Source organism: Nocardia sp. NPDC006982 (assembly GCF_042869435.1).
In the GTDB taxonomy this organism is placed as follows: Bacteria; Actinomycetota; Actinomycetes; order Mycobacteriales; family Mycobacteriaceae; genus Nocardia.
Genome location: NZ_JBIAFV010000001.1, coordinates 156,836 through 180,017, shown reverse-complemented (window position 1 = coordinate 180,017; position 23,182 = coordinate 156,836). Strand labels below are relative to the sequence as shown.

Annotated in this window: 27 protein-coding genes and 1 pseudogene; 14 read left to right on the top strand and 14 right to left on the bottom strand. The window is 65.9% G+C overall.

What is annotated here, in order from left to right; translation table 11 throughout:
- Positions 1-35: 35 nt before the first annotated feature.
- From erm to ACFYOW_RS00930, 3 genes are all read right to left on the bottom strand, one after another.
- Positions 36-836, bottom strand: coding sequence for a 23S ribosomal RNA methyltransferase Erm (erm, locus tag ACFYOW_RS00940; RefSeq protein ID WP_387283187.1), 801 nt, complete (start codon positions 834-836; stop codon positions 36-38).
- A gap of 343 nt (positions 837-1,179) precedes the next feature.
- Positions 1,180-2,418, bottom strand: a complete 1,239-nt coding sequence (locus ACFYOW_RS00935; RefSeq protein ID WP_387283185.1) for a hypothetical protein — start codon at positions 2,416-2,418, stop codon at positions 1,180-1,182.
- 91 nt (positions 2,419-2,509) lie between these two features.
- Complete coding sequence (locus ACFYOW_RS00930; RefSeq protein ID WP_387283183.1) at positions 2,510-3,031, bottom strand: hemerythrin domain-containing protein; 522 nt, start codon at positions 3,029-3,031, stop codon at positions 2,510-2,512.
- A 143-nt stretch (positions 3,032-3,174) separates the two neighbouring features.
- Between ACFYOW_RS00930 and ACFYOW_RS00925 the strand changes: the two genes are divergently transcribed.
- Entirely contained in the window at positions 3,175-3,348 is a 174-nt protein-coding gene (locus ACFYOW_RS00925) for a hypothetical protein (RefSeq protein WP_387283181.1), read from the top strand.
- A 93-nt stretch (positions 3,349-3,441) separates the two neighbouring features.
- Here ACFYOW_RS00925 and ACFYOW_RS00920 read toward each other — a convergent pair whose 3' ends face one another.
- Entirely contained in the window at positions 3,442-4,479 is a 1,038-nt protein-coding gene (locus ACFYOW_RS00920) for a hypothetical protein (protein ID WP_387283178.1), read from the bottom strand.
- A 72-nt stretch (positions 4,480-4,551) separates the two neighbouring features.
- Here ACFYOW_RS00920 and ACFYOW_RS00915 point away from each other — a divergent pair, with 72 nt between their 5' ends.
- The 4 genes from ACFYOW_RS00915 to ACFYOW_RS00900 all read left to right on the top strand — a co-directional run bounded on the left by ACFYOW_RS00915 (position 4,552) and on the right by ACFYOW_RS00900 (position 6,946).
- Positions 4,552-4,980: a MarR family winged helix-turn-helix transcriptional regulator gene (locus ACFYOW_RS00915; protein ID WP_387283177.1), complete on the top strand. Its 429-nt coding sequence runs from the start codon at positions 4,552-4,554 to the stop codon at positions 4,978-4,980.
- A gap of 77 nt (positions 4,981-5,057) precedes the next feature.
- Positions 5,058-6,137 (top strand): dihydrodipicolinate reductase, encoded by a 1,080-nt coding sequence (locus tag ACFYOW_RS00910; RefSeq protein ID WP_387283175.1) that lies wholly within the window; start codon positions 5,058-5,060, stop codon positions 6,135-6,137.
- Positions 6,134-6,619: a carboxymuconolactone decarboxylase family protein gene (locus ACFYOW_RS00905; protein WP_387283173.1), complete on the top strand. Its 486-nt coding sequence runs from the start codon at positions 6,134-6,136 to the stop codon at positions 6,617-6,619. The genes ACFYOW_RS00910 and ACFYOW_RS00905 overlap by 4 nt, the downstream gene beginning before the upstream one ends.
- Positions 6,620-6,802: 183 nt before the next feature.
- Positions 6,803-6,946: a hypothetical protein gene (locus ACFYOW_RS00900; protein ID WP_387283172.1), complete on the top strand. Its 144-nt coding sequence runs from the start codon at positions 6,803-6,805 to the stop codon at positions 6,944-6,946.
- A 172-nt stretch (positions 6,947-7,118) separates the two neighbouring features.
- Here ACFYOW_RS00900 and ACFYOW_RS00895 read toward each other — a convergent pair whose 3' ends face one another.
- Positions 7,119-7,805, bottom strand: coding sequence for a hypothetical protein (locus ACFYOW_RS00895; RefSeq protein WP_387283170.1), 687 nt, complete (start codon positions 7,803-7,805; stop codon positions 7,119-7,121).
- 86 nt (positions 7,806-7,891) lie between these two features.
- On the opposite strand from ACFYOW_RS00895, the gene ACFYOW_RS00890 reads away from it, so the two are divergent.
- Both ACFYOW_RS00890 and ACFYOW_RS00885 read left to right on the top strand, forming a co-directional pair.
- Positions 7,892-8,182, top strand: coding sequence for an ArsR/SmtB family transcription factor (locus tag ACFYOW_RS00890; protein WP_387285952.1), 291 nt, complete (start codon positions 7,892-7,894; stop codon positions 8,180-8,182).
- Complete coding sequence (locus ACFYOW_RS00885) at positions 8,182-8,571, top strand: VOC family protein (RefSeq protein ID WP_387285950.1); 390 nt, start codon at positions 8,182-8,184, stop codon at positions 8,569-8,571. Before ACFYOW_RS00890 ends, ACFYOW_RS00885 begins: the two co-directional genes overlap by 1 nt.
- Positions 8,572-8,574: 3 nt before the next feature.
- Here ACFYOW_RS00885 and ACFYOW_RS00880 read toward each other — a convergent pair whose 3' ends face one another.
- Positions 8,575-9,495, bottom strand: coding sequence for an LLM class flavin-dependent oxidoreductase (locus ACFYOW_RS00880; protein WP_387283168.1), 921 nt, complete (start codon positions 9,493-9,495; stop codon positions 8,575-8,577).
- Between the two features lie 57 nt (positions 9,496-9,552).
- Complete coding sequence (locus tag ACFYOW_RS00875) at positions 9,553-10,062, bottom strand: GtrA family protein (protein ID WP_040690789.1); 510 nt, start codon at positions 10,060-10,062, stop codon at positions 9,553-9,555.
- A gap of 197 nt (positions 10,063-10,259) precedes the next feature.
- On the opposite strand from ACFYOW_RS00875, the gene ACFYOW_RS00870 reads away from it, so the two are divergent.
- Positions 10,260-11,063: an aldose 1-epimerase gene (locus ACFYOW_RS00870; RefSeq protein WP_387283166.1), complete on the top strand. Its 804-nt coding sequence runs from the start codon at positions 10,260-10,262 to the stop codon at positions 11,061-11,063.
- A 3-nt stretch (positions 11,064-11,066) separates the two neighbouring features.
- Here ACFYOW_RS00870 and ACFYOW_RS00865 read toward each other — a convergent pair whose 3' ends face one another.
- A complete protein-coding gene (locus ACFYOW_RS00865) occupies positions 11,067-11,819 on the bottom strand; it encodes a TetR/AcrR family transcriptional regulator (protein WP_387283164.1) in 753 nt (250 codons plus the stop codon).
- A gap of 96 nt (positions 11,820-11,915) precedes the next feature.
- Between ACFYOW_RS00865 and ACFYOW_RS00860 the strand changes: the two are divergent.
- Positions 11,916-13,123 (top strand): annotated as a pseudogene (locus tag ACFYOW_RS00860) (DUF418 domain-containing protein).
- A gap of 19 nt (positions 13,124-13,142) precedes the next feature.
- Complete coding sequence (locus tag ACFYOW_RS00855) at positions 13,143-13,745, top strand: AAA family ATPase (protein WP_387283162.1); 603 nt, start codon at positions 13,143-13,145, stop codon at positions 13,743-13,745.
- Positions 13,746-13,799: 54 nt separating this feature from the next.
- Here ACFYOW_RS00855 and dapA read toward each other — a convergent pair whose 3' ends face one another.
- The gene (gene dapA, locus ACFYOW_RS00850) at positions 13,800-14,693 is read right to left on the bottom strand and encodes a 4-hydroxy-tetrahydrodipicolinate synthase (RefSeq protein WP_387283160.1); all 894 of its coding nucleotides are present in this window, start codon (positions 14,691-14,693) and stop codon (positions 13,800-13,802) included.
- A 72-nt stretch (positions 14,694-14,765) separates the two neighbouring features.
- On the opposite strand from dapA, the gene ACFYOW_RS00845 reads away from it, so the two are divergent.
- A complete protein-coding gene (locus ACFYOW_RS00845) occupies positions 14,766-15,653 on the top strand; it encodes a LysR family transcriptional regulator (protein WP_387283158.1) in 888 nt (295 codons plus the stop codon).
- A 51-nt stretch (positions 15,654-15,704) separates the two neighbouring features.
- Here ACFYOW_RS00845 and ACFYOW_RS00840 read toward each other — a convergent pair whose 3' ends face one another.
- Positions 15,705-17,195: a carboxylesterase/lipase family protein gene (locus ACFYOW_RS00840; RefSeq protein WP_387283156.1), complete on the bottom strand. Its 1,491-nt coding sequence runs from the start codon at positions 17,193-17,195 to the stop codon at positions 15,705-15,707.
- Between the two features lie 114 nt (positions 17,196-17,309).
- On the opposite strand from ACFYOW_RS00840, the gene ACFYOW_RS00835 reads away from it, so the two are divergent.
- Entirely contained in the window at positions 17,310-17,720 is a 411-nt protein-coding gene (locus ACFYOW_RS00835; RefSeq protein ID WP_387283153.1) for a heme-binding protein, read from the top strand.
- 78 nt (positions 17,721-17,798) lie between these two features.
- The gene (locus ACFYOW_RS00830; protein ID WP_387283152.1) at positions 17,799-19,316 is read left to right on the top strand and encodes an FAD-dependent monooxygenase; all 1,518 of its coding nucleotides are present in this window, start codon (positions 17,799-17,801) and stop codon (positions 19,314-19,316) included.
- 43 nt (positions 19,317-19,359) lie between these two features.
- Here ACFYOW_RS00830 and ACFYOW_RS00825 read toward each other — a convergent pair whose 3' ends face one another.
- Entirely contained in the window at positions 19,360-19,770 is a 411-nt protein-coding gene (locus ACFYOW_RS00825) for a nitroreductase family deazaflavin-dependent oxidoreductase (protein ID WP_387283150.1), read from the bottom strand.
- Between the two features lie 131 nt (positions 19,771-19,901).
- Here ACFYOW_RS00825 and ACFYOW_RS00820 point away from each other — a divergent pair, with 131 nt between their 5' ends.
- Positions 19,902-20,669, top strand: coding sequence for a trans-aconitate 2-methyltransferase (locus ACFYOW_RS00820; RefSeq protein WP_387283148.1), 768 nt, complete (start codon positions 19,902-19,904; stop codon positions 20,667-20,669).
- A gap of 203 nt (positions 20,670-20,872) precedes the next feature.
- Here ACFYOW_RS00820 and ACFYOW_RS00815 read toward each other — a convergent pair whose 3' ends face one another.
- The 3 genes from ACFYOW_RS00815 to ACFYOW_RS00805 form a co-directional block, all read right to left on the bottom strand.
- Positions 20,873-21,310 carry a nuclear transport factor 2 family protein gene (locus ACFYOW_RS00815; RefSeq protein ID WP_387283146.1) on the bottom strand — a complete coding sequence of 146 codons (438 nt, stop codon included), beginning with the start codon at positions 21,308-21,310 and terminating at the stop codon, positions 20,873-20,875.
- Between the two features lie 94 nt (positions 21,311-21,404).
- Positions 21,405-22,301: an N-acetylmuramic acid 6-phosphate etherase gene (gene murQ, locus ACFYOW_RS00810; RefSeq protein ID WP_387283144.1), complete on the bottom strand. Its 897-nt coding sequence runs from the start codon at positions 22,299-22,301 to the stop codon at positions 21,405-21,407.
- Between the two features lie 16 nt (positions 22,302-22,317).
- Complete coding sequence (locus ACFYOW_RS00805; protein WP_040690695.1) at positions 22,318-23,181, bottom strand: MurR/RpiR family transcriptional regulator; 864 nt, start codon at positions 23,179-23,181, stop codon at positions 22,318-22,320.
- Position 23,182: the final 1 nt, after the last annotated feature.

The window sequence follows — 23,182 nt, the reverse complement described above, 5'->3', positions numbered from 1 at the left end:
ACCTCGATGGTGGCCGAGTTGGGGCAACTGATTCGCTAGCTCAATGCCTGGTAGAGGGTGAGCCAGCGGTCCGGAGAGACGAGTCCGACGGGTTCGTCGAGGGCGATTCCGGCCATGGTGCAGGCTGTTCGAACCCTGTGGGTGGGATGGACCCGGCGCAGTGTGGCCGCGAGGGAGCCGCCGAGGCCGGAGAAGCCGAATTCCACGAGTTGGTGGTAGCCACGGAGTCTCTTTCGTGCGAGCAGTGGTTGCTCACGTCTGCGCAGCCGCAGGACGGCGGCATCGACCCGTGGTATCGGATGGAAGTGGTGGCGTTCGACTCGGGTGCCCAATTCCATTGTCACGGTGGGCCATTGGGTGATGGTGAGTTTGGTCCAGCGGCCGTGGTCCCCGGCATATTTGCGGGCGAACTCGCGTTGGGTCAGTAAGGTCGCCGAGCTGAGCCTCGGTGCCGCGAGACACCAGCGCAAGATATCGGTGCTCGCGGCGAACGGGATATTGGCGACGACCGTGAATGGTTCCCGGGGCGGAGTGATATCGCGAATATCCGCATGGTGCACTTGAATTCGACGGTCGCTTGCATATCGTGCACGCAGTCTCTCAGCGTAATGGCGGTCCTTTTCGTAGGCCAGGACGTGACGTGCGGTGCTCAGGAGATGCCTGGTGAGCATGCCGTCGCCGGGGCCGATCTCCACGACGAGGTCGTCGGCGGCGATACCGGCCGTGCGTACCAGCCTGCCCGCGATGCCGGTATCGGTGAGGAAGTTCTGTGACAGCTGCTTGCGGGTGCTGCCGGAGCGGATCCGGGCATGCGGCAGCGAACGATTGCGGGACATGGGTGTCCTCCGAACGGAGTGGTCGAATCAGGAAGGTGTGATTCGCCCGGACCGTGCCGGAACACTATGGGGCGCAGCCCATCTCAGTTCGGTCGGAACTGGAGTCAATCGATCAGATCGATCGAGGAACGGGAGCAGCGCAGTGCGTTGGCAGAGGCCGGGCTGCCGCGCGGGGCCGCATGTAGTACGCGGGGACCACGCACGCTCCGTTCGAGCCAGGACTACCTGCCATACGGGCAAACCTAGAGCACGCAGGAGTTGTTCGCGACTGATTTATCGCGCCGGTCGCCAGGGCCGGGGTGCTGCCCGCCAAGGCCCAACTGGCGGCGAATCCTGCTGCCACTCAGGCCGAATTCACCGATTGATCGTGTTCGTCGGTCTTTTCCTCGGCAATGCGTGCGCGCCAGATCTCGGCTTCGGCGTGATTGCCCTGGCGTTCGAGGAGCTCAGCGAGTCCGGTCATGGCGCGTGATTCGCGGCGCTCGGCCGCGGTGCGCCACCAGCGCTCGGCATCGCCGAGCTCACCACGATTGAACAGAACGACGCCCAGGTCATAGGCCGCGCCGGCGTGCCCAGCCTCGGCAGCCTGTGCCCACAGACCGCAGGCTTGTTCCTCCTCGCCGCGGCCGAACATGGCGACGCCGAGATCGTAGAGGGCGGCGCGATAGCCGCGTTCGCCATCCTTGCTGCGCTCTTGCGATTTGGATTGCGCGGGCTTCGGTGGTTCCGGGAGCGGGGTGTGGTCGGTATCCGCTGCCCGTTCCTGCATCACCGGAACCTGCTCGGGTACTGACGGTTCCGCCAACCGGGCGCGCGCGGGTTGCAACGGTGTGGTCTGCTCGGCCGCCGGGAGCTCGGGGCGGGCGAATGTCGTTTGCAGTGGTTCCGGGAACCGCACCAATTCGAGGTCAGGGGGTGTCGGCTGCGGCCCATGGAATCGAGGCTGCTCAGGGGAGACGGAGGCGGCGCGCTGCGGCTGAGTCGGTGGCGTCGGCTGCACGGATCTCTCTGGTGGGAGTTGCGCAGGCTGCGGCGCTTGGGGCGCGGCGGCGGGCGCCGATGCGGAGATGGCGGGCAGATTCGCGGTTTCCACCTCGACCACCAGGTTGGCGAAATTCGGCGGGCCCTCGCCGACACTGCACCAGAGGATGATTCGGCCCGTCGGTGGTTGTTCGATGAGGATGCCGTAGTTACCCGACCAGGATTTCTGTGCGCCGAATCCGTCGACCCAGACCGGGGTCAGCGAGAACAGTGCGCCCGGATCGGTCGGGACCAGCTCGAAGGTGACGCCATCGGCGAGGGCATCGCTCCACACGTCGACCCCGGCCAGCCGTCGCCCATCGAGGCCGATGTGCCCGTCGACCACCGACAGCCCGATTCCGTGTCCGCGCAGACCCGCCGGCGGTGCCGCGGACAGCAGCTTCATGGTGACCAGGATCGGCGCGGATCCGACCTGTTCGGTGTACATCGGGTAGATCAGGCTGCCATTCCAGGTGATCGGGTCGGCGGAGTGGTAGCGGGCGGCCAGCGGTAGGTTCTCCGGCGAATTCTGGGCATACCAGTGCGAATACGGTTGATTCATATCGCGCCCCGACCTTTCACCGATGCTTCCTCGCCCCTGTCTACGCGGTCCGGCCGGTAATACCGTACCCGGCCCTGATGTGGTGGCTGCTTCAGTCCCGAGCGGACCGCATGCGATCCACCGCGACCGTGACGCCGAGAAGTTCCTCGCCCGTCCTGGTACCCATTTCGAGTTCGTCGAAAGCCTGCACGAGCCTGCGTTCCTCCCAGTGGAAGTGCGATTCCAAGATGGCGGCCAATCCATCGAGTTCCCGCCGTACGGTATCGGCATTGTCCGGCCCGATCGAGTCGAGCAGTTCGGTCAGTCTGCGCAGGATATCGGCGACGAGCTGGTGGTCGGTGCGCAGTTCGGCCAATACCGGGGCCAGTTCGGGGAATTGGCCGGCAAGTGCCGGGAACCCTGCGATGTCCTCGCCGGTGTGGTGCCGGGTCAGCGCGGCGCAGAATGCCGTGCAGTGCGCGCGAAGTTGCGTCGGCCGCAGCTCAGAAGCTGCCGCATAGGCGGTGACATCCGCGCGGATTCGGGTGAGTTCGGTTCGCAGCGAGTCGTGTATCGCCACCAGTTCCTGTCCGAGGGCGCGCGCCCGGCTTGCGTCGAGGTCGGTTGATGCCATGGATCATCTCTCGTTCGAGGAAGACGCACGGGCCGTGCGGCTCCGCGAAGGGGGCTGGAATGCGTGGGGCCTCGATGCCCCGCTCGACCTCAGTGCGAGCGCGAATGTGGACGCACGGCGGACTCCTCGATCACGGTGCCTCCATGCCGATCGCCGTCCACCCGGCGCCGCCACGCGACACATCCACGATCTTGCACCTGATAGGGGCCGCCGATCAACTCGGCGTGTTCGAAGACGTTGCGCGCCATGCGAAATTGCAGTTCATGCCCGATCCTGCGGCGGTCATGCATTTATATGTAACTCGCGGTTACATATAAATCGGGTTCTGCGGAATTCGAATGCCAGAGCGGCGATGCGGTCATCGTACCCGTCCTGGATTGCGATGCGACGCGACCGCGAAAGATGAGGTATCAGACGCCAACCGCCTCTTCCATTTCCTCCTCGGCCTCGGCGGAGCGCTGCGCAGGCACGGGAGCGGCCGGTGCGGGGGAGTGGCGGCGTTCGTGTCGCGCGGCCACCACCAGCAGTATCGCGCCGACGGCCAGCCACACGAACAGGCTAGCGATGCGGCCGGCGAAACCCGCACCCGCGTCGAAGTACAGCAGGCTGCGCGCACCCTCCACGAAACCCGCACCGTTCCAGAAGGCGTGCAGCGAACCGAAGAAGCCGTTCTGCAGTTCGGGGCGGTAGATGCCGCCGGAGGTGGTGAAGTTGAGCATGACGAACAGCACCATCAGCGCGAGCGTGGTCCAGCGCTTCAGGAAGGTATGCAGGCCGATACCGACGGTGATGATGCCCGCCGAGTACAGCCAGCCCATCGCCCAGATCGCCGCGTAATCGTGGTCGACGATATGGAAGACCGGCGCGGCCACCACGATTCCGATGATGCTGACCACCAGCGAGGTCGCCAGGCCGATCACCGCGCGCACCCGCATGGACAGTCCGGCATCCGCCGCACCTATCGCGGCGACGCTGCCGTAGGAGCCGATACTCAGGGCGACCAGTAGGAAGAACAGGCCTTGTCCGGTGGGGTCACCACTGGCAGTCCGAGTGATATCGGTGACCGTCATCGGCACGCCTTGCGTCCCGGCGACCTGCCGGAACACCAACTCGACCGCCATCGCCGTGGTGTCGGAATTGGCCTTGGCCGCAAGCAGTTCGGGATGTTGCGCGTCGGGAACGTACGCGCCGGAGAGCGTGCGGTCGCGCAGTTGTGCGATGGCGTCGTCGCGGGTGGGCAGCGTGACGACCTCGAGTGCGTCACCGGCCTTGTCCTTCATGGTCTGCGCCAGCACCATGTCCCGCGCAGATGTGCCGACCACGGCCACCTTCAGATGGTTCGGCTCGGGCTGATGGAATGCGCCCAGATACGCCAGTGCCATGCCCAGACACATCAGCAGTGGGGTCAGCAGATGTCCGGCGACATGCCGTAGCTGGTGCGAACGCATGAAGGTCAACTCCTAATAGTTGGTAAATACAACCATCACCGTTGTATCATACAACTGATGTATAGTGCAACCATGTCCATCGAACCGCGCACCGCGGCGATCCACGTCATCCAGCGCGAACTGACCGCCTTCGCTCGGCGCGCCCGTGGCCGCGCCTCGGAGTTGCATCCGGAGTTATCGCTGGTGGCGTCGAGCATTCTGGATTTGGTCATCGAGCGCGTCGGCTGTCAGGCGACCGATCTCGCGGACCACTTCGTGCTCGACAAGTCCACGGTCAGTCGGCAGGTTGGCGCACTGGAGCGCTTGGGCTACCTGACCCGGGAGATTGATCCGGACAACCGCCGCAACCACATCCTGCGTCCGACGCCGGAGGGTCGGCGGGTCGCGGGGGTGGCCGAGCGGCGTCGCCATCAGGAGTTCGCCGAGCGCTTGACGGCGTGGGACGACGCCGACATCGGGCGGTTCGCCGAATATCTGGCCCGCTACAACGCCGCGAAATAGCCGTGCGAATTCCCTAGCCCCACTGTGTAATTCCCATAATCCCGGTTACCGAACCAAGCGCTTGCTACGCTCACTCGATGATCCCGACGATTGTCTGGGGCACCGGCAATGTCGGCCGCGCCGCCATCCGCGCTGTCGACGCACACCCGGCGCTGGAACTCACGGGCGTGCTCGTCCACAATCCGGATAAGGTCGGCCGCGATGCGGGACGGCTCGCGGGACTCGACTACGACCTCGGCGTCCCGGCGACCGCCGATATCGACGCGGCCATGGCCGTCAGACCCCGGGCTGTGGTGTACGCGGCCTCCGGTGATATCCGCCCCGACGACGCGCTCGCCGATATCGTCCAGGCCATCGAGTCCGGCGCGGTCGTCGTCACCCCGGCGCTGTACGCGCTCTACGATCCGTGCAGCGCCCCACCCGAAATGCGCGATCCGGTGCTGGCGGCGATCGCGCGGGGCAGTGGGTCATTGTTCGTCTCCGGTGTCGATCCCGGCTGGGGCAATGATGTGCTGCCGCTGCTGATGAGCGGACTCGGCAGCACCGTTGATGTGATCCGCTGTCAGGAGATCTTCGACTACACCACCTACGACCAGCCCGATTCGGTGCGCTATCTGGTCGGTATGGGCCAGCCGATGGACTATCTGCCGCCGATGGTGGCGCCGGGCATCCCGACCATGGTGTGGGGCGGGCAGATTCGGTTGATGGCGCGGGCACTTGGCGCCGAACTCGAGGAGATCCGCGAAACCCTGGACCGCCGCGCGCTCGACGCCACCGTGACCACCGAGCGCATGGGTGAGTTCGCGTCGGGTACGCAGGGCGCGTTGCGATTCGAGGTGCAGGGGATCGTCGAGGGCGAGCCGCGCATCGTCATCGAGCACGTCACCCGGATCCACCCGTCCTGCGCCCCCGACTGGCCGACGCCGCCGGACGGCGAGGGCGCGCACCGTGTGCTCATCGAGGGCCACCCGCGCATCGAAATCACCATCGAGGCCGCCGACGAGGACGGAAACCGTTCCGCGGGTGGCAATGCCACCGCGGTCGGCCGATTGGTGAATGCCATCGACTGGCTCGTCGCCGCCGAACCAGGACTCTATGACGCACTCGATATCCCACTGCGTCCCGCAGTCGGCAAGCTCGGAAGGAAGCATCCATGATCATCGACATCCCCGAGGGCAAGGACCCGATCGGTTACGTGTGGGGCGAGATGGTGCCCGGCATCGGCGTGGCCGCCTCGAACTTCTCGCTGTCGGTGTATTCGCATTCGACCCTCGGACTGCGCGAATTCGAGGCGGCACGACTGAAGATCGCCCAGGTCAACGGCTGCATCTTCTGCCTGGATTGGCGCACCGAACGCGACGGTCAGAAGGTGGAGCCGGAGTTCGCGGACGCGGTGACCAACTGGCGCACCACCGAGTTGTTCGACGAACGCACCCGGCTGGCCGCCGAATACGCCGAACGCTACGCCACCGATCACCACAATCTCGATGACGAGTTCTGGGATCGGATGCGCGCGCAGTACAGCCAGACCGAAATCGTCGAATTGAGCATGAGCATCGGATCGTGGCTGGCCTTCGGGCGGCTCAACCATGTGCTCGGGCTGGACACGGTATGTGTATTGCCCGGGCATTCGTCGTAGGCGAATGTCTTTGTCCCAGAGATAAATAGGTTTCCGGCGCGACCGTGGCGTCTGAGGGTCGTAACGTGTCGTCCGCCGAGCCGAGCACGCTACTGGGGCTGATCCAGCGCGGCCGCGGCGCTGGTTTCGGGGCGGCGCTCACACAGCCCGCGCTGGCTCGTGACCACGTCGTCGACTGCATCGTTGGTGATCCGCGGTTGGGATCACCAGGTCGAACAGCGCGATTGGCGCTATGCCGCGCTTGTCGCCGAGTTGGGGATCGAGCTCGCACGGTTGCGCGCGGCATATGCGGGGCCGGTGGATGGCGGTGGCGACACCGAAGCATGACTCGCCATCGGTGTTTTCGCGCAGTTGGCGCGGCATTCCCGGCGCGGTGACCGAATTGCGCCAGTATCTCGGAGGTGCGGGAGCGCATCCGCGGCATGGCCGAGGATCCGACCGTGGAGGACCGCAACCGGCGAGCGGCGGCAGCACGAATTACCCAGTGGTGCTGACGGATTCAGTCCAACGGTGCCCAATCCATGCCGTCCAGCCGGCTCCACTCGTCGCAGGCCCAGTCCCAGATGAGTTGGGCGACGGTAGCGCCGTCGGTCATTGTGGCGCGGAGGCGTTGGTCGCGGATCGGGTGGTGGATTTCGAGGGTGTAGTCGGTCGGGAAGTTGCGGTGGGCACGGATGAAACTCAGTGCGTCGTTTCGCTTTTCGGCGATCAGGTATGGGGTGGCGGCCAGCAGATGGAGTTGGCGGACCCAGTCGAAAACTTCGCGCTGGGTGAGTGAGGAAAATTTGTGTTCACCGCCGATATCGATCGAGGCGTAGCGGCGAATTTCGGGGCTGGTCAAAGTGTTGGTCCGCGCATCGTAGATGTCATATGCGAAACCCGCGATGAGGGCTTCGATGAGTTCGCGTACCCGCGGCGCGGCGTAGTCCATCGCGGAGCCGCGAGTCCTGCGGCGATCCACACTGTCGGCGGCGGTCACCCGCACCGAATCTCCGGCCGCCTCGATCCGCAGCCTGGCATGCCGGGCTGCGGCCGGAATTCGGCTGTTCCAGCCGTGCAGTCCCGCGATGACGGTCTGGTAGAGGTGGTCATCGGCGGGTTGCCCGCGTCTGGATCGAAAATAAGGAAGTACGTCCCCCGGCGATGCCGCCGCGCCCGCGGGCAGCACCACGAACTCATAGCTCATCAACCCAATTTAACTCGGCCCCCGGCACATTCGCCCGCCCTGTTTTCGATCTGAATTCCACTTGATAGGCAAGTAGCTACTTGCCTATAGTGAAGGGTGTGAGCGGCGATGTCTTCAAGGCGCTGGCCGACCCCACCCGTCGGGCGATCCTCGACGAACTGGCCGATCGCGACGGCCAGACCTTGTTCGAGCTCTGCACCCGGCTCACCATGGGCCACCAGCTCACATCGAGCAGGCAGGCGATTTCGCAGCATCTGGATGTCCTGGCGGCCGCCGGTCTGGTGACCACGCGCCGGGACGGCCGGTACAAATTCCACCATCTGAACCGAGAACCACTGCGGCGGCTCACCCACCGCTGGCTCCAGGAGTTTCAATGATCCGCATCAATATCACCAGTGTTCTGGTCGACGACCAGGACAAAGCATTGCGCTTCTACACCGAGGTGCTCGGCTTCGTGAAGAAGACCGAGGTTCCACTCGGCGAGGCGCGCTGGCTGACGGTCGTGTCGCAACAGGAACCGGACGGCGTCGAACTGCTGCTGGAGCCCGATGGGCATCCGGCGGTCCGGCCGTTCAAGGAAGCGCTGGTCGAGGACGGAATTCCGTTCACGTCGTTCGCGGTGGACGATCTGTACGCCGAGTACGAGCGGTTACGCGGGCTCGGCGTGCGATTCACTCAGGAACCGCTCGATCAGGGGCCGGTTGTCACCGCGGTGCTCGACGACACCTGCGGCAACCTGATTCAGATCGCCCAGATGAAGAGCTGAAACTCAAGCCGTTTGGAGTAGGGCGTCGGCGAGCAGATCCAGTTGGCGGCGGGCCTGCAGTGAGCCGATGCGCAGTATCAGATGCTGTGCACCCGCATCGCGGTACCGTCCGAGCCAGTGGACGCATTCGTCGGCAGAACCGCCGAAATAGGCTTGGATCGTGGACATTTCGTCCAGGGAGCGGCGGTAGTACCGGCGGACATAGCCGTCGAGTTCGGTGCGTGCGGCGGCGGTGTCCGGGTTGATGTTGATGGTGGCGTAGAGGGCGGGGGTGATGCTGCGGGTGGTCTTTTCGCGCAGGGTGTGCCATGCGCGGGCGTAGGCGTCCGGGTCCGGTAGGAACGGCAGCCAGCCGTCGTAGTGCCGGGCCACCCGTTCGAGCACCCGAGGTGTGTCACTGCCGGCCAGCCATAGCGGGGGACCGGCCGGGCTCGCGGCGGGGAGGGTGCGGGTCAGATCGTCGAGTTGCCAGTAGCGGCCGTCGAATTCGGTTCCGCCGGACCAACTCCGGCGCCAGATGGTCACCGTTTCGTCGAGTCGGCCGACACGTTGGTCGAAAGGCACACCGACGGCGTCGAATTCGTCCCGACTCTCGGGTAGTGGAAATCCGGCACCCAGGCCGAGAATCAATCGACCGTTGCCGAGTTGGTCGACGGTGGCGGCGGTGTGGGCGCCGAGCAGTGGATGGCGCAATGTCGCAGTGAGTGCGGCGGTGCCGAGTTGGACGCGCGTGGTAGTCGCGGCGACGGCGGCGAGCAGTGGCAGCGGATCGACTCGGGTTCGCGCCAGCGGGGAATCACCGATCCACACCGAATCGAAACCGGCATCCTCGGCGGCGCGCGCGAACCGGACCAATCCGGCGGCATCGTGTTCACCGGTCATCGAGGTCTCGCGGCTGGGGAGGAGCAGGCCGATCTGTGTCATACCGGCGATCTTCGCCCCGGTCGCCGATTCGGGGCAATTACCTCGCAGGTAAGCGACCTATCGCGGTTCGAGTTCCGATTGGACGAGATCGTCGGGGAAGGCGTACCGCCGAAATGCCCAGTACCGGAACGCCATCGCGAGCAGCACGCCCAGAATCTGGCCGGTGATGAAGTTCGAGACGGCCTGGGTGACCGGACTGACGTGCGGCACCCGGATATCGAGCACATACAGCGCGACCGCCTGCGGCAACAGCGTGACACCGATCCCGAGCGCACTGATCGCGAAGAACAGCGCCGCCTCGTGGTGCCGCTCCCGACCGCCCCTGGTCCGGAACGACCACTCGCGATTGAGCACATACGACACGATCGTCGCGATCAGCACACCGAGCACGCGCGCGGTGAGCGGCTTCTCGCCGAGCACCGTCAATTTCAGCGCATAGACGATCCCGGTATCGATGAACCAGGTGATCCCGCCTACGACGGCGAACTTGAGCAGCTCACGCCGCTGGATCAGATACGACCGGTACGGCTCCGGAATCCGGTCGAGCGCAAGCTGGACGAAGGACACGCCCCGCACTATATCCAGCAAATCCGTCACCTCACGTTTCCGACCGCCGATGCCGCCCTAACCCAAGCATGCCCTCGCCCGTCGCGCCAGGTAAGTCACCTGCGCTATTCGGCGCGCCGCGTCGGTCAGCGCGCCCGGGCTGGTCATGGCACTGTGTCATGTGTCTTACCGGACCCATTGTCGGAGGAGGAGCGCTCATGACCGATGCAGGCAATTCCAGTGTTGTGCTGACCGCAGGGAACGCGCAGGTGAGCATCGCACCGGAGAATGGCGGGCGGCTGACCAGTTTGCGGGTCGGTGAGCTGGAACTGTTGCGGCAGGGCGCACGGTACGGCGCGTTTCCGATGGCGCCCTGGTGTGGTCGGATGGGATCGGGACAGTTCCGGTATGGCGGCACTTTGCATCAGATGCCGATCAACGCCGATCCGCACGCTATCCACGGCACCGCGCGCGATAGGGCCTGGCACGTCCTCAGCGCCACGGAATCCACTGCGGCGCTGAGCTGCGAGCTCACCGACCCGTGGCCGTATCGCGGGCGAGTCACCCAGGAGTTCCAGCTCTCCGAGCACTCGATCACCCTGACCATGCGGGTCGAAACAGCGGGCGAGCCGTTTCCGGCGCAGGTCGGTTGGCATCCGTGGTTTCTGCGAAATCTGGGCTCCGGCAAGGACATCGAGCTCGACTTCACCCCGGCTTGGCAGGAGGAGCGCGGTCCCGACTACCTCCCGACCGGACGCCGCATTGCCCCGCAACCCGGACCCTGGGACGACTGTTTCGGCATGCCCCATGGCACCACTGTCACACTGACCTGGCCCGATGCCCTGCAGCTGACCATCACCAGTCCCGCCGAATGGGTCGTCGTCTTCGACCAACAACCCGAAGCCGCCTGTGTCGAGCCACAATCCGGTCCGCCCAACGGCATCAACACCCACCCGCGGCCGGTCACCGCGAGTGACCCGTTGGAACTGTCCACCACCTGGGCCTGGCGTCTGCTCGACTGAGTTCTATGCGCCGTCGATCTCGGCGGCCACGCCGTCGAGGATCAATTCCAGCGCGAATACGAAGTCCTGGTCGGCGGCATCGGTATCCCCATCCGGCGGTGATTCGAACAGCGGGCTGGCGAATAGTGCGGCCGCCTCGGGGAAGCGGTCCGGATCGACGAGGACGGCGAGAGTGCGGCGGTAGTTCCGATTGGCCTGCACCTCGTCGAGCCCCGTGCCGCGTCGTGCCTCGCTGACCTGCTGGGTGAGCAGACTCGCTTGCCGCACATGCCCGCTCACCAGCATCAGGATGCCGACCTTGGTGGCCCAGTCGAGTCCGGTGTCGGCGAGTGCGCGCAGCGCGGCATCCACCCAGCCGATCGTGTTCGGACCGCGCGGCGGCCCGGAAATCGGTAACTGCGGCAACCACGGATGCTCGGCGTAGACCGCGCGCATCGCGTGTGCCCACTGCCGCAGTCCGGCACGCCACTCGAGGGGCTCGGTACCGAGATCCGGTGCCGGGCCGGTGGCGAAATCGGCCATCAGCTCGAAGAGTTCGTCCTTGGAACCGACGTGGCGGTACAGCGCCATTTTCGTGAAACCCAGCGTCTGCGCGACCTTCACCAGCGTGACCGCGCCCAGCCCGGAGTGATCGGCGAGATCCACCGCGGCGCGTACCACCCGGTCGACGTCCAGTTCCGCCGGTCGGCCCAGTCGTGCGGGTGTCGGGAGTCGCCAGAGCCTGCCCAGGTCGGCGGGCACTGCCTCGTCGGCCATGGCCTTACCTCCTCGGAATCGCCGGTTTTGGCGGATATTAGCCCGAGAGATAGTATATCTTGGATAGTATCCCTCGGATACTATCGATTGCGGAGAATGCCGATGACCGATCAGATGGTCGCCTCCAGATCCCGGGTACACGACGTCGACGCCCTGCGCGGCTTCGCCCTGTTGGGCATCTTCATCGTCAATATCACCTTCATGGCCTCGGGTTATCCCGGCAACCTGGTGATCGACCCCGACTACACTTCGACCCTCGACGATGCCGTGCGCGCACTGTCCGAGGTGTTCGTCGATATGAAGTTCTATCTGCTGTTCTCATTCCTGTTCGGCTACAGCTTCACCCTGCAGATGGAATCGGCGGCTGCCGCGCGAGCCGCCTTCGAACCGCGGATGCTGCGTCGCATCGGCGGCCTTTTCGTCCTCGGCGTGCTGCACATCGTGTTGCTGTACGCGGGCGACGTACTCACCACCTACGCGGTGGCGTGCTTGGTGTTGTTCTGGATGCGGCGGGTGAGCGACCGAACCGCATTGCGCGTCACGGCAATTCTGTACGGCTTGGTCGTGGCGAGCCTGCTGCTCGGCACTGTATTCATGGATGCGTCGGCCCTGCTGCCCTCCACCGCCGAGGCACAAGCCGATGCCGAGCACGCCACCCAGGCCATGCTCGGCGGCTGGGGCGACATTATCGGCGAACACCTCGACGGCCTCGGACTCCTTGTCCTGCAAGCTCTTACACTGCAGGGACCGACTGCTCTGGCCATGTTCCTACTCGGCTTGGTCGCGGGTCGACGCAAACTGCTCACCGATGTTCACGGCGACGAACCCGTCCTGCGCCGAATCCAACTCATCGGTTTCCCCATCGGCCTCGCAGGCAGCGTCCTGTTCACCATCGGCGGCGGAACCGGCCACACCCTCTCGGTAGCAATCAGCGTCGCCACCGCCCCATTCCTCACCGCCGCCTATGTCGCAACCCTGCTCCGAGCGATGCACAGCCCCCGCACGTCCTTCATCCGCACAGCACTGGCCCCCGCGGGCCGCATAGCCCTCACCAACTACCTCGCTCAGTCAGCAATCGGCCTACTGATCTTCACCGGCATAGGCCTGGCCGCCGCCGGCACCTTCTTCCCGCTCGCCACCATGTCCACTGCCCTGCTCGTCTTCCCCTCCAACTAGCCCTGAGCGCACTCTGGCTGCACTGGTTCCGCTACGGCCCCGCCGAATGGACCCTCCGCTGGATCACCAACGCCCACCGTCCCACCTGGCGCAAAACCCCGTCCGAGCCGGTGCTGAATCATCCATGAGGCCAGCAAGAATGTCGGGGTGACGCAACGAGCGAAGGACAAACTCCTGGTGCTGGTCAACGGGCTGCCCGGCTCGGGTAAGTCGACCCTGGCGGCGCCGCTCGCCCGCGAACTGGATGCGCAACTGCTGTCCAAGGACACTGTGAAAGAAGCCTTGGCGGAATGTATTTCCCGCCCCGATGCCGTGCCGACGCTCGGCGCGATCGCGATGGAGGCTGTCTGGGCGATGGCCGCGGCGGTACCACAGACGGCGGTGATCGACTCATGGTGGTTCCGTCCGCGTGACCTCGAGTTCGCGCGAGCGGGGATTCACCGAGTCGGCGCGGATCGCGTGGTCGAGGTCTGGTGTGGCGCTTCGGCGGACACCGCGCGGAACAGGTATGCCCAGCGGCAGCGGGCCGTGGTGCACAACGATCGGCCTCGCCTCGAGCACGATTGGGACACCTGGGCCACGCATGGCCGACCGCTGGAACTGACCCCGGTTATTCGTGTCGACACCACGAGGCCGACCGATACTGCCAGCCTCGCCGCCGAGATCGAAACGACCGCAGCACCAGTTCTTCCGACGGCGTCAGCGCACCTGCCTGCAGGTGGTCAGCGTTGTACGGAGGAACCCGGCTGAGCGGGCCGCCGTCGCGGGGCGTGAATCCGATTGGGGCGCTGGCGGATCAGACGGTCAGTCGGGGACCGTGGCGGGCAGGTGGTTCAGGGCTTCGAGGGCGGCAGAGGTTGTTTCGGAAGTGGCGGGGAGGAGGGGCAGGCGAACGAAGGGGGTGGGGATGCGACCTTGGGCGGCCAGGACGGATTTGATGACTACCGGGTTGGGTTCGGCGAACAGAGCTGCGGAGAGAGGGGTGAGGCGGTGAGTGAGGGTGCGGGCTTCTCGGATGGGGCCGTCGCGCCAAAAATGGATCATGCCGACGAAGGCGGAGGTGGCCAGGTGGGCGCTGGCGAGGATGGCGCCGGGAGCCCCGAGGGCCAAAAGGGCGGCGGCGTGCAGGTCGTCACCGGCCAGGACAGTGACGTCGGACGGGAGGGTGGCCATGAAAGTGGTTGTGGTGTCGTCGATGCCGCCGACGGCGTGTTTGAAGCCGATGATGTTCGGAATGCGGGCGAGTTCGCGGAGGGTGTCGGGGCCGAGGGTGCGGCCGGTGCGGTAGGGGATGTTGTAGACGACGAGGGGGACCGGGCTGGTGGCGGCCAAGTGCCGGAAGTGGGCGACGACGCCTGCTTCGGAGGGCCGGGTGTAGTAGGGGACGACGGTGAGTGCGGCAGTAACGGTGGGGTCGAGGGCGGTGAGTGCCCGGGCCGAATCCGTAGTGGAGTTCGTGCCCGCACCGGCGATCAAGGGGGCGTTGCGTTCTCGACAGACGGAGCCGCAGATATCGAGGATACGGTGGCGCTCTTCGGGGCTCAGAGTGGCGGTTTCGGCCGTGGTGCCGAGAGCGACGATGCCGGTTGCGCCGTCGTCGAGTACCTCGTGGGCCAGGCCCGCCAGTGCCTCGGCGGCCAGTTCACCATTGGCGGCGAATGGCGTGATCAGGGGGACGAAGAGGCCGGTGAGCGTCATGGTTTCCAGACTGACCCGCAGCGATACTTCAGGTCCAGTTCACATTTCTTCCGTTGAGCATAAGCTGAACTGATGCTCGATGTCCGAAAGCTGCGCCTGCTGCGCGAACTGGCTCATCGCAAGACGATCGCGGCGGTCGCGGAGGCGATGAGCTACACGCCGTCGGCGGTCTCCCAGCAGTTGACCGCACTGGAGCGTACGGCAGGCGTGCCGCTGCTCGAACGGACCGGGCGACGCGTCACTCTCACCCCGGCCGCACTCACTCTGGTCGAACACGCGGAGACGATCCTCGCGGCCCTCGAACAGGCCACCGCCGACCTCGCCGCCTCCCGCGCGACACTCACCGGAACGCTGCGCATCGGTGCGTTCCCGACGGCGGTCGCCACAATCCTTTCCCCGGCACTGGTCGCACTGAGCCGCGACCATCCGCGACTGGAGTTGCTTGTGACAGAACTGGATCCGGCCACCGTCCCTGACGCACTGCGCACCGACACCCTGGACATCGCGCTGGTCCAGGAGTACGACTATGTACCCGACGAAACCGATCCCGCCCTGGACACCGAGCCGCTCCTCGAGGAGACCATCTACCTGGCCGCCCGGATCGCCACACCGCTCGAAGACCACCGAGACGACTCGTGGATCGTCGGCACCCCCGGCACGCTCTGTCACACCATGGCGATCCGGGCCTGCCAGGCGGCCGGATTCACGCCGCGGGTCCGCCATCACGTGGACGATTTCAGTACCGTCCTCGCACTGGTCGCGGCAGGCCAGGGCGTCGCCCTCGTCCCCGAACTCGGTGCACTCACCCCACCACCCAACGTGGTGCTCACCGCCTTACCCACCCGACGCAAAACCCATTTGGCCTACCGTCGCGGCACCGGCCGACACCCAGCTGTAGTCGCGGCCCGCGCGGCCCTACGCGCCTCCGCCACAACGATTTCCAGCGCACTCGACAAGTAGGAGCCAGTGGCCGCCTGGCCCGAGCCCACCGCCAACTCCACCTGATATCCGCTAAGCGACCGACTTCCGCAGCGCCGCCAATTCGTCCCCGCGCGGATCACTCACGACACCCGAGGCCGGACTGTCGAAGATCTGCACCCGCCGCGAATCCTCCTCGAAGCGCGCCCACCCCGGATCACCGGACTCGGCGAAAGCCACCCACGCCGAATGGATTTCATCGGCGAGCGGCTGCGGCGGATTGGGGCCGGTCAAGGTGTGCGCGCCCGCGAGTGCGTCGAAGACGAACGGCACCTCCAGGACGTGACAGGCACCGAGTCCCTCGATGCCGGATGACCAGGCGAACTCATAGGCGTAGCTCGGCGCACCCGCGGCGGCGTTCGACCGTGCGATCCGCAGGGTGTCCGAGCGGAAGGCCCGATCGGTAATGATCGCGGCGAAGACATCCGCCGGCGTGGCCCCCGGACGATTCGCACCATAGATATCCCCGAGCCCGGGATCGAGTCCGTAGCGGGTAAGAACGAAAGGCAACGTGTCCGCGGTGATTCCGGCGGCAATACCGGTCGGAACCGTGAAGAAGCGGAACTCCTCTGCGGTGCACCCCGCAATGAGCGGTACAGCCCGCTCCGGTTGCGCGGCAAGCACTTTGACGGGCTGACCTTCGACAACCTCACCATCGATCACCGGGAGCAGACTCATGATCCCCATCCCGTTGGCGATGATCGACGATCCCCATCGCGCCGGATCCGGATCGTTCATCAGCGCCAGTGCGAGCTCGTCCTGCGCCGCGCGCAACTCATCGGGCCCGAGTTCACCGAAATCCGCCGCGGTGGGGCTGAGTCCGATACTCGTGGCCAATTCTCCGGCGAGTTTGCGCGCATCCTCGACGGCCACCGCGGCGGATCCGTTGCCGCTCTGCATGATCGCCTGCCGGAACAACCCGCGCGAAAGCGGCGAGGCCATCAGCGTCGCCACGCTCATTCCGCCCGCCGACTCACCGAATACGGTGACCCGGTCCGGGTCCCCACCGAAGGCCGCGATGTTCTCCTGCACCCACCGCAGCGCGAACAGCTGATCGTGTAATCCACGGTTGAGCGGTGCATCCGGCACCGCCGCGAAGCCCGATATGCCGAGCCGGTAGTTGATCGAGACCAGCACGACCCCGTCGCGCGCGAACGCCGAACCGTCGTAGATCGCCCTGGCATTGGATCCCCGGGTGAATGCGCCGCCATGAATCCACACCATGACCGGCAGTCCGGCACCACCTGCATCCGGTGTCCACACATTGACATTCAGGTATTCGTCGCCCGGTATCCCGTCACTGCCGATCAGCGCGTGGATCGGCGGGGGATAGGGGGTCTGCACGCAGGTTGCGCCGTGAGTGAGCGCATCACGAACCCCCTGCCAGTCCGGCACTCGCGTCGGCAGCCGGAAGCGCGCGGGCCCAACCGGCGCCGCCGCGTACGGCACTCCGAGAAATGCGCTGACCCCGGCAGCCGTCCGGCCGCGAATCTTGCCGCCGGTGACGGAAACAATCGGTTCCATGAGTCTCCTTCGCTCGACTCGATTCTCTACGCAGCCCCCTGCCTCGGAACAGGGTTTCGAGCACCTCGCAGAACTTCCGGAATAGCCGCACATACGCTGTGGTTGCGTAAAGCCATGACGATCACCCTGGACCAGGCACAGACCGTTCTCGCCGCCGCACGCACCACGGCCGCCGAGCGATCCGAGACGGTGGCACTCGCGGTCGTCGACCAGGGCGGCAATCTGGTCGCGTTCGCGCGCACCGACGGCGCCACCCTCATCACCATCGATACCGCAATCGGCAAGGCTTTCACCGCCGTCTCGATCGGCGCGGACACCATCAACCTGACCCCCGCCATCCAACCGGGCCAGCCCCTGTTCGGTATCGGACTCGGCCTCGCCGGCGCTCGCTCGCTGGTTCCCTACGGCGGCGGTGTGCTCATTCGCTCGGGCGAGACTGTCATCGGCGCGTTGGGCGTGTCCGGCGCGGCCTCGTCGCAGACCGACCACGAGATCGGTGTGGCCGCAATCGATCAGCTCGACTGAGCCGGGTTCCGGCGCGATGCAAGGCGCATGCAAGGCGACGTAAGCCCGCCGCAACCGCCCATCGGCAGAGTCGAGTTCATGAACGAGACATTCGATGTGATCGTCGCCGGTGCCGGACCGGTCGGACTGATGCTGGCCTGCGAACTCCGCCTCGGCGGCGCCGAGGTGCTGGTGGTCGAACGGCTGACCGAACCCGATATGACCATCAAGGCCGGTGGCATCAATGTGGCGGCCGCGCAGGCGTTCTACCGCCGTGGCATGCTGCCCGACCTGCTCGAACAGCAGAACGCGACAGTGCAGCGCATCCGCGCGGCGGGTCTCGTCGCGAAGGGCTCGGGTGAACGCCTGCCGACCGCCGGTCATTTCGCGGGCATCGTGCTCCGCACCGACGCAATCGATTTCGGCGACCCGGCTTTCACCGAACTCGGCCCGAGCGCCGACGCGCTGCTGGTGGCCCAGCAGGCCATCGAGGCGATCCTGGCTCGTCGCACCGCCGAACTCGGCATCGAGGTCCGGCGCGGTGTGGAGTTGACCGAATTCGATGATGACGGAGCCGGTGTCACCGTCTCCCTCGGCGACAGCACCGTCCGCGCGGATTGGCTGGTCGGCTGCGACGGCGGCCGCAGCATCGTCCGTAAGCTGGCCGGATTCGAATTCCCAGGATTGGACCCCGAAATCACCGGCCATCAGGCGGTCGTCGAAATGACCGGCGCGGAGGGCTTGCAGCCGGGCTGGAACACCACCGAGACCGGGATCTACACCAATGGTCCGACACCCGGCCGGATCCTGACCGTGGAACTCGACGGCCCGCCCGCCGACCGGACGACGCCGATCACCGCGGCCGAATTGCAGACCAGCCTTCGCACGGTATCGGGCGTGCCGGTCGAGATCACCGCCGTACATTCGGCAACGCGGTTCACCGATAACACCCGCCAGGTCACCGACTATCGCATGGGCCGGGTGCTGCTCGCCGGCGATGCGGCCCATGTGCATTCGCCGTTCGGCGGGCAGGGTCTCAATCTCGGCATCGGCGATGCGGTCAACCTCGGCTGGAAATTGGCGGCGGTGGTGCGCGGCGATGCGAGCGAAACCCTGCTCGATACCTACAACGCTGAACGTCATCCCGTCGGCGCCTGGGTGCTGAAGTGGACCCGCGCACAGGTCGCGCTGATGCGACTCGACCAGCGCAGCAAGGCATTACGTGAGGTAGTGACCGATCTGCTCGGCACCCGCGACGGCAGCACGGCGATCTTCAAGCGGATCGCCGGCGTGCTGCACCGCTACGACCTCGGCGGTGACCACCACCTGATCGGCGCCGTCGCACCGGATATCGAACTGTCCGACGGCAGTCGGCTCGGTGCGCATTTCGCCGATGGCCGGGCAATCCTGTTGGATCTGGCCGATTCCGCTGAGTTGCGGACGATCGCCGCACCGTGGTCGGATCGAGTGGGCGTGGTGACCGCGAAACCCGTTGCACCACGCGATCTTTCCGCGATGCTGATCCGACCGGACGGCTATGTGGCCTGGGCTGCGGATTCCGGCGAGCGCGGTGGACTTGCCGAGGCTCTGCGGCGCTGGTTCGGCGACAAATCCTGATCGGCTGGTGCCGGTCCGGCCACCATCGACCGGGCCGGCAGCATCAGGCCTCTCGGCGATACACCGCGACAACCGGAATCACCCGGGAAGTCTTGGCTTGGTACTCACCGAATCCCGGCATGATCTCGACCATCCGCGCATACAGTTCGTCGCGTTCGGCGCCCGTCACCACCTCGGCCTTCGCCGGATAGGTCTCGGTGCCGAGCTCCACGGTGAATTCCGGATTCGCGCGCAGGTTGTGGTACCAGGCCGGATGCTTATCGGCACCACCGTTCGAGGCGATGAGCACGATCCGATCGCCGTCCGGGAGGTAGACCAGCGGGCTGGTGACCTGGCGGCCGGATTTGGCGCCCGTCGTCGTGATCAGCACCATCGCCGCACCGTCGAACATCCCGCCGACCTTGCCCGCATTGGCGCGGAACTCATTGATCACCTGCGCATTGAAGTCGTTCACTGCACTCCCATCGGTTGTTTTCCGCACCAACCCACGCGGCGCGCCGGAAATTCCGGCCGCTTCTTGCCGGACCAGCCGCTGCGGAATACAGTACGTACGTACGGTTTGGTTGAGTCGACTTGGAGCGGCCGATGTGGGATCCCAAGAAGTATCTGGCCTTCGATGACCACCGCTCGCGTCCATTCTTCGAACTACTCGGTCGAATCGGAGCCGAGAATCCGCGTCGCGTCGTCGATCTCGGCTGCGGCCCAGGACATCTCACCGCGTCGCTGGCCGAGCGCTGGCCGGGAGCGGTTGTCGAGGCTTCGGATTCATCGCCTGAAATGGTCGCCGCGGCAAGGAGTCTCGGCATCGATGCACAACTCGGCACGGTGCAGGATTGGCGACTGGCACCGGATACCGATGTCGTGATCAGCAACGCGGTACTGCACTGGGTGCCGACGCACACGACGCTGCTGCCCCAATGGGTACATGCGCTACCTGCGGGCGCCTGGCTCGCATTCCAGGTGGCCGGCAATTTCGACGCTCCGTCGCACCTTGCGATTCGCGAGCTCGCGGGCCGCGACGAATGGCGCGACCGGCTCGCACCGGCGGGCATCCTGCAGCCGCGCGATGTCCTCGACCCCAGCGGGTATGCCCAGGTGCTCACCCTCGCGGGCTGTGCGGTCGACGCGTGGGAAGCGACTTACCTGCAACGGCTGTCGGGGGAGGATCCGGTACTCGAATGGGTCACCGGAACCGCGCTGCGTCCTGTCCGCAACGCACTCGACGACACCGCCTGGCAGGAGTTCACCGCACAGTTGGCGCCACTCTTGCGTGCGGCCTACCCGCGCCAACTCGACGGCACCACCTGGCTACCGTTCCGACGAGTCTTCGCTGTGGCACACAAGACCGGCTGAGCGCCTGGTTATACTTCCCGGCTATAGCTCAGGCGCCAATCCCTATGTCGGAGAGGTTTGCGATGGTTTCCAGCGTTCTTCCCTGTGCTTGCGGTCCGGACTGTGGGTGCGGTTGCCAGGATGGCGGCCCGTGCTCGTGCGGAGATAAATGCGGACACGAATGACCGAGCGAGGCTCCCGAATCCGGGAGCCTCGATTCGTATTCAGGCGGTGCCCGGCGCGACGAACATGAAACTCTTCTCCTCGACACGCTGCTTGATCCGCCATCGGCCATCGACGCGAGTGAAGGTGTCCAGATACCAGAGCCCGCACAGCATCAGACTCTGCTGCCCTTCGCCGGTCGAGACCAGCATCGGGTTGTGACACATGGTGCGGCCGGTGGCGCTGTCACCGTCGACGGTGATGGACGAATTGCTGATCAGATGTTGGAACGCAAGGAAGTTCGGCATCACGTTGGCGAGGAACTTCTTGGTGGATTCGAGATCACCGACCGCGCCGCCCATGGCCGAATAGTCGATATGCGCATCCGCGGTGAAAATCTCGTCGAGCAGATCCCACTGTCGGGTGTCGACCGCATGTGAGTACCGGACCATGAGGTCCTCGATCTCCAGGCGGTCGGAAATCTCCTGCAGGGACAGCATGGCGCCTCCGAATTGCCGACACATCGTTCCGCCGGGGCGCGGAACTGTGGGTCAGGGTAGCGGTTGGCCGCGCGCGCATTCGGCGAACGGAATATCAGTGACGCACGGCGTCGCGCACCCATCCGTCCGCATCGTGGAGCAGTGTGCGGGCCGCCGACGCGTCGACTCCGGCCAGGCGCATGACGATCGCGGTTTTCACGTGACCATCGGCTGCGTCCAGTAGTGCCGCGGCGGTGGCGGGGTCGGCTCCGGTCGCCTCGGCGATGATGCGGCGTGCGCGGTCGACGAGTTTGGCATTGGTGGGCTTCACATCCACCATCAGGTTGCCGTAGACCTTGCCCGCCCGCACCATGGCGGCGGTGGAGAGCATATTGCACACCATCTTCTGTGCCGTGCCCGCCTTCAACCGGGTGGATCCGGTCAAAACCTCTGGGCCCGTGTCGATTTCGATGCCGACGTCGGCATGTGCGCTGGCTTCGGCGTTGCGGTTGCACGAAATCGCGACCGTCGCGGCACCGATCGAGTGGCCATATCGCAGCGCACCGACGACGTACGGGGTTCGGCCACTGGCGGCCAGTGCGACGACCACATCGTCGCCGGAGAGTGTGATGGCGGACAGGTCGGCGACGGCCAGCGCGGGATCGTCCTCGGCACCTTCTACAGCCCGCAGGAAGGCGTCCGGTCCGCCCGCGATTATGCCGAGGACCTCGCCGGGATCGGTCCCGAAGGTCGGTGGGCATTCGACCGCGTCGAGCATGCCGAGACGGCCGCTGGTGCCCGCGCCGATGTAGATCAGTCGACCGCCGCGCCGCCGCGCCGCGACGATCAGCTCGACCGCCCGCGCGATCTCCGGAATCGCCTGTGCCACAGCGGAAGCCACACCCATATCCTCGGCGTTCATGGTGCGGAGCAGCTCATCGATCGGCACCGAATCCAGGGTGGTGGTGCGTGGATTCGACGCTTCGGTGGTCAGCGAACCGATCTCGGTCACCGCGGCACCGGGTGATTCATTCGGCCTCCTTGGTTCGGCGATCGGCAACGGCCTCGTATGTTCGCCGCAGCGCCCTGGCCGCCGACGGCGTGCGTTGCAGGACGCCGACATAAAGTGCGTCGACGATGAGGAGTTGACTCATGCGACTCGCCATGGCCGCGGAACGGAATCCGTCCTCACGTCCGGCCACGAGCACCGTGTGCGCGGCGGCATTCGCGAGTCCGGATCGCGCTCCGGCGGTCACGGCGACCGTGGTCACGCCCGCGTCCGCGGCCCGGCGCACGGCCTCGACGATCGCGGCGGTTTCGCCCGAATGCGAGAACGCGACGGTGACATCGCCGGCTTGGAGCAGGCTGGCCTGGACCAGTGCGTCATCCTCGGATGTGCATGCGCCGCACCACATTCCGATGCGGGTCAACTTCTGCGCCATATCCATCGCGACGAGTCCGGACGCGCCGATACCCACCAGGTGCACCCGCCGCGCGCCCACCAATGCGTCGACGACGGCCTCCATGGTCGCCGGATCGGCGAGTTCGGCGGTCGCCATCATGCCCTCGGTTTCGAAGGCGGTGAGTTTGTGCAGCACCTTCGACAACGCGTCGTCGGCGTCGATATCGGTGGCGAATACCGGCGAGCCGTCATCGCCGCCGACTGCGGCCATTGCGAGTCGCAGCTGCGGATAGCCTTCGTAGCCGAGGGTTTTCGCCAGCCGGACGACGGCGGAGGTGCTGGTCGCCGACCGGTCGGCGAGTTGGCTCACGGTGAGCTGTGCGGCGGCGGCCGGGTCGTGCCGGATCACCTGCGCGACGCGCAGTGCGGTCGGGGTGAGTCGCGGCAGTGCCGCCAGCAGGCGAGTGCGTACGTCATCAGCCTCGGGCATG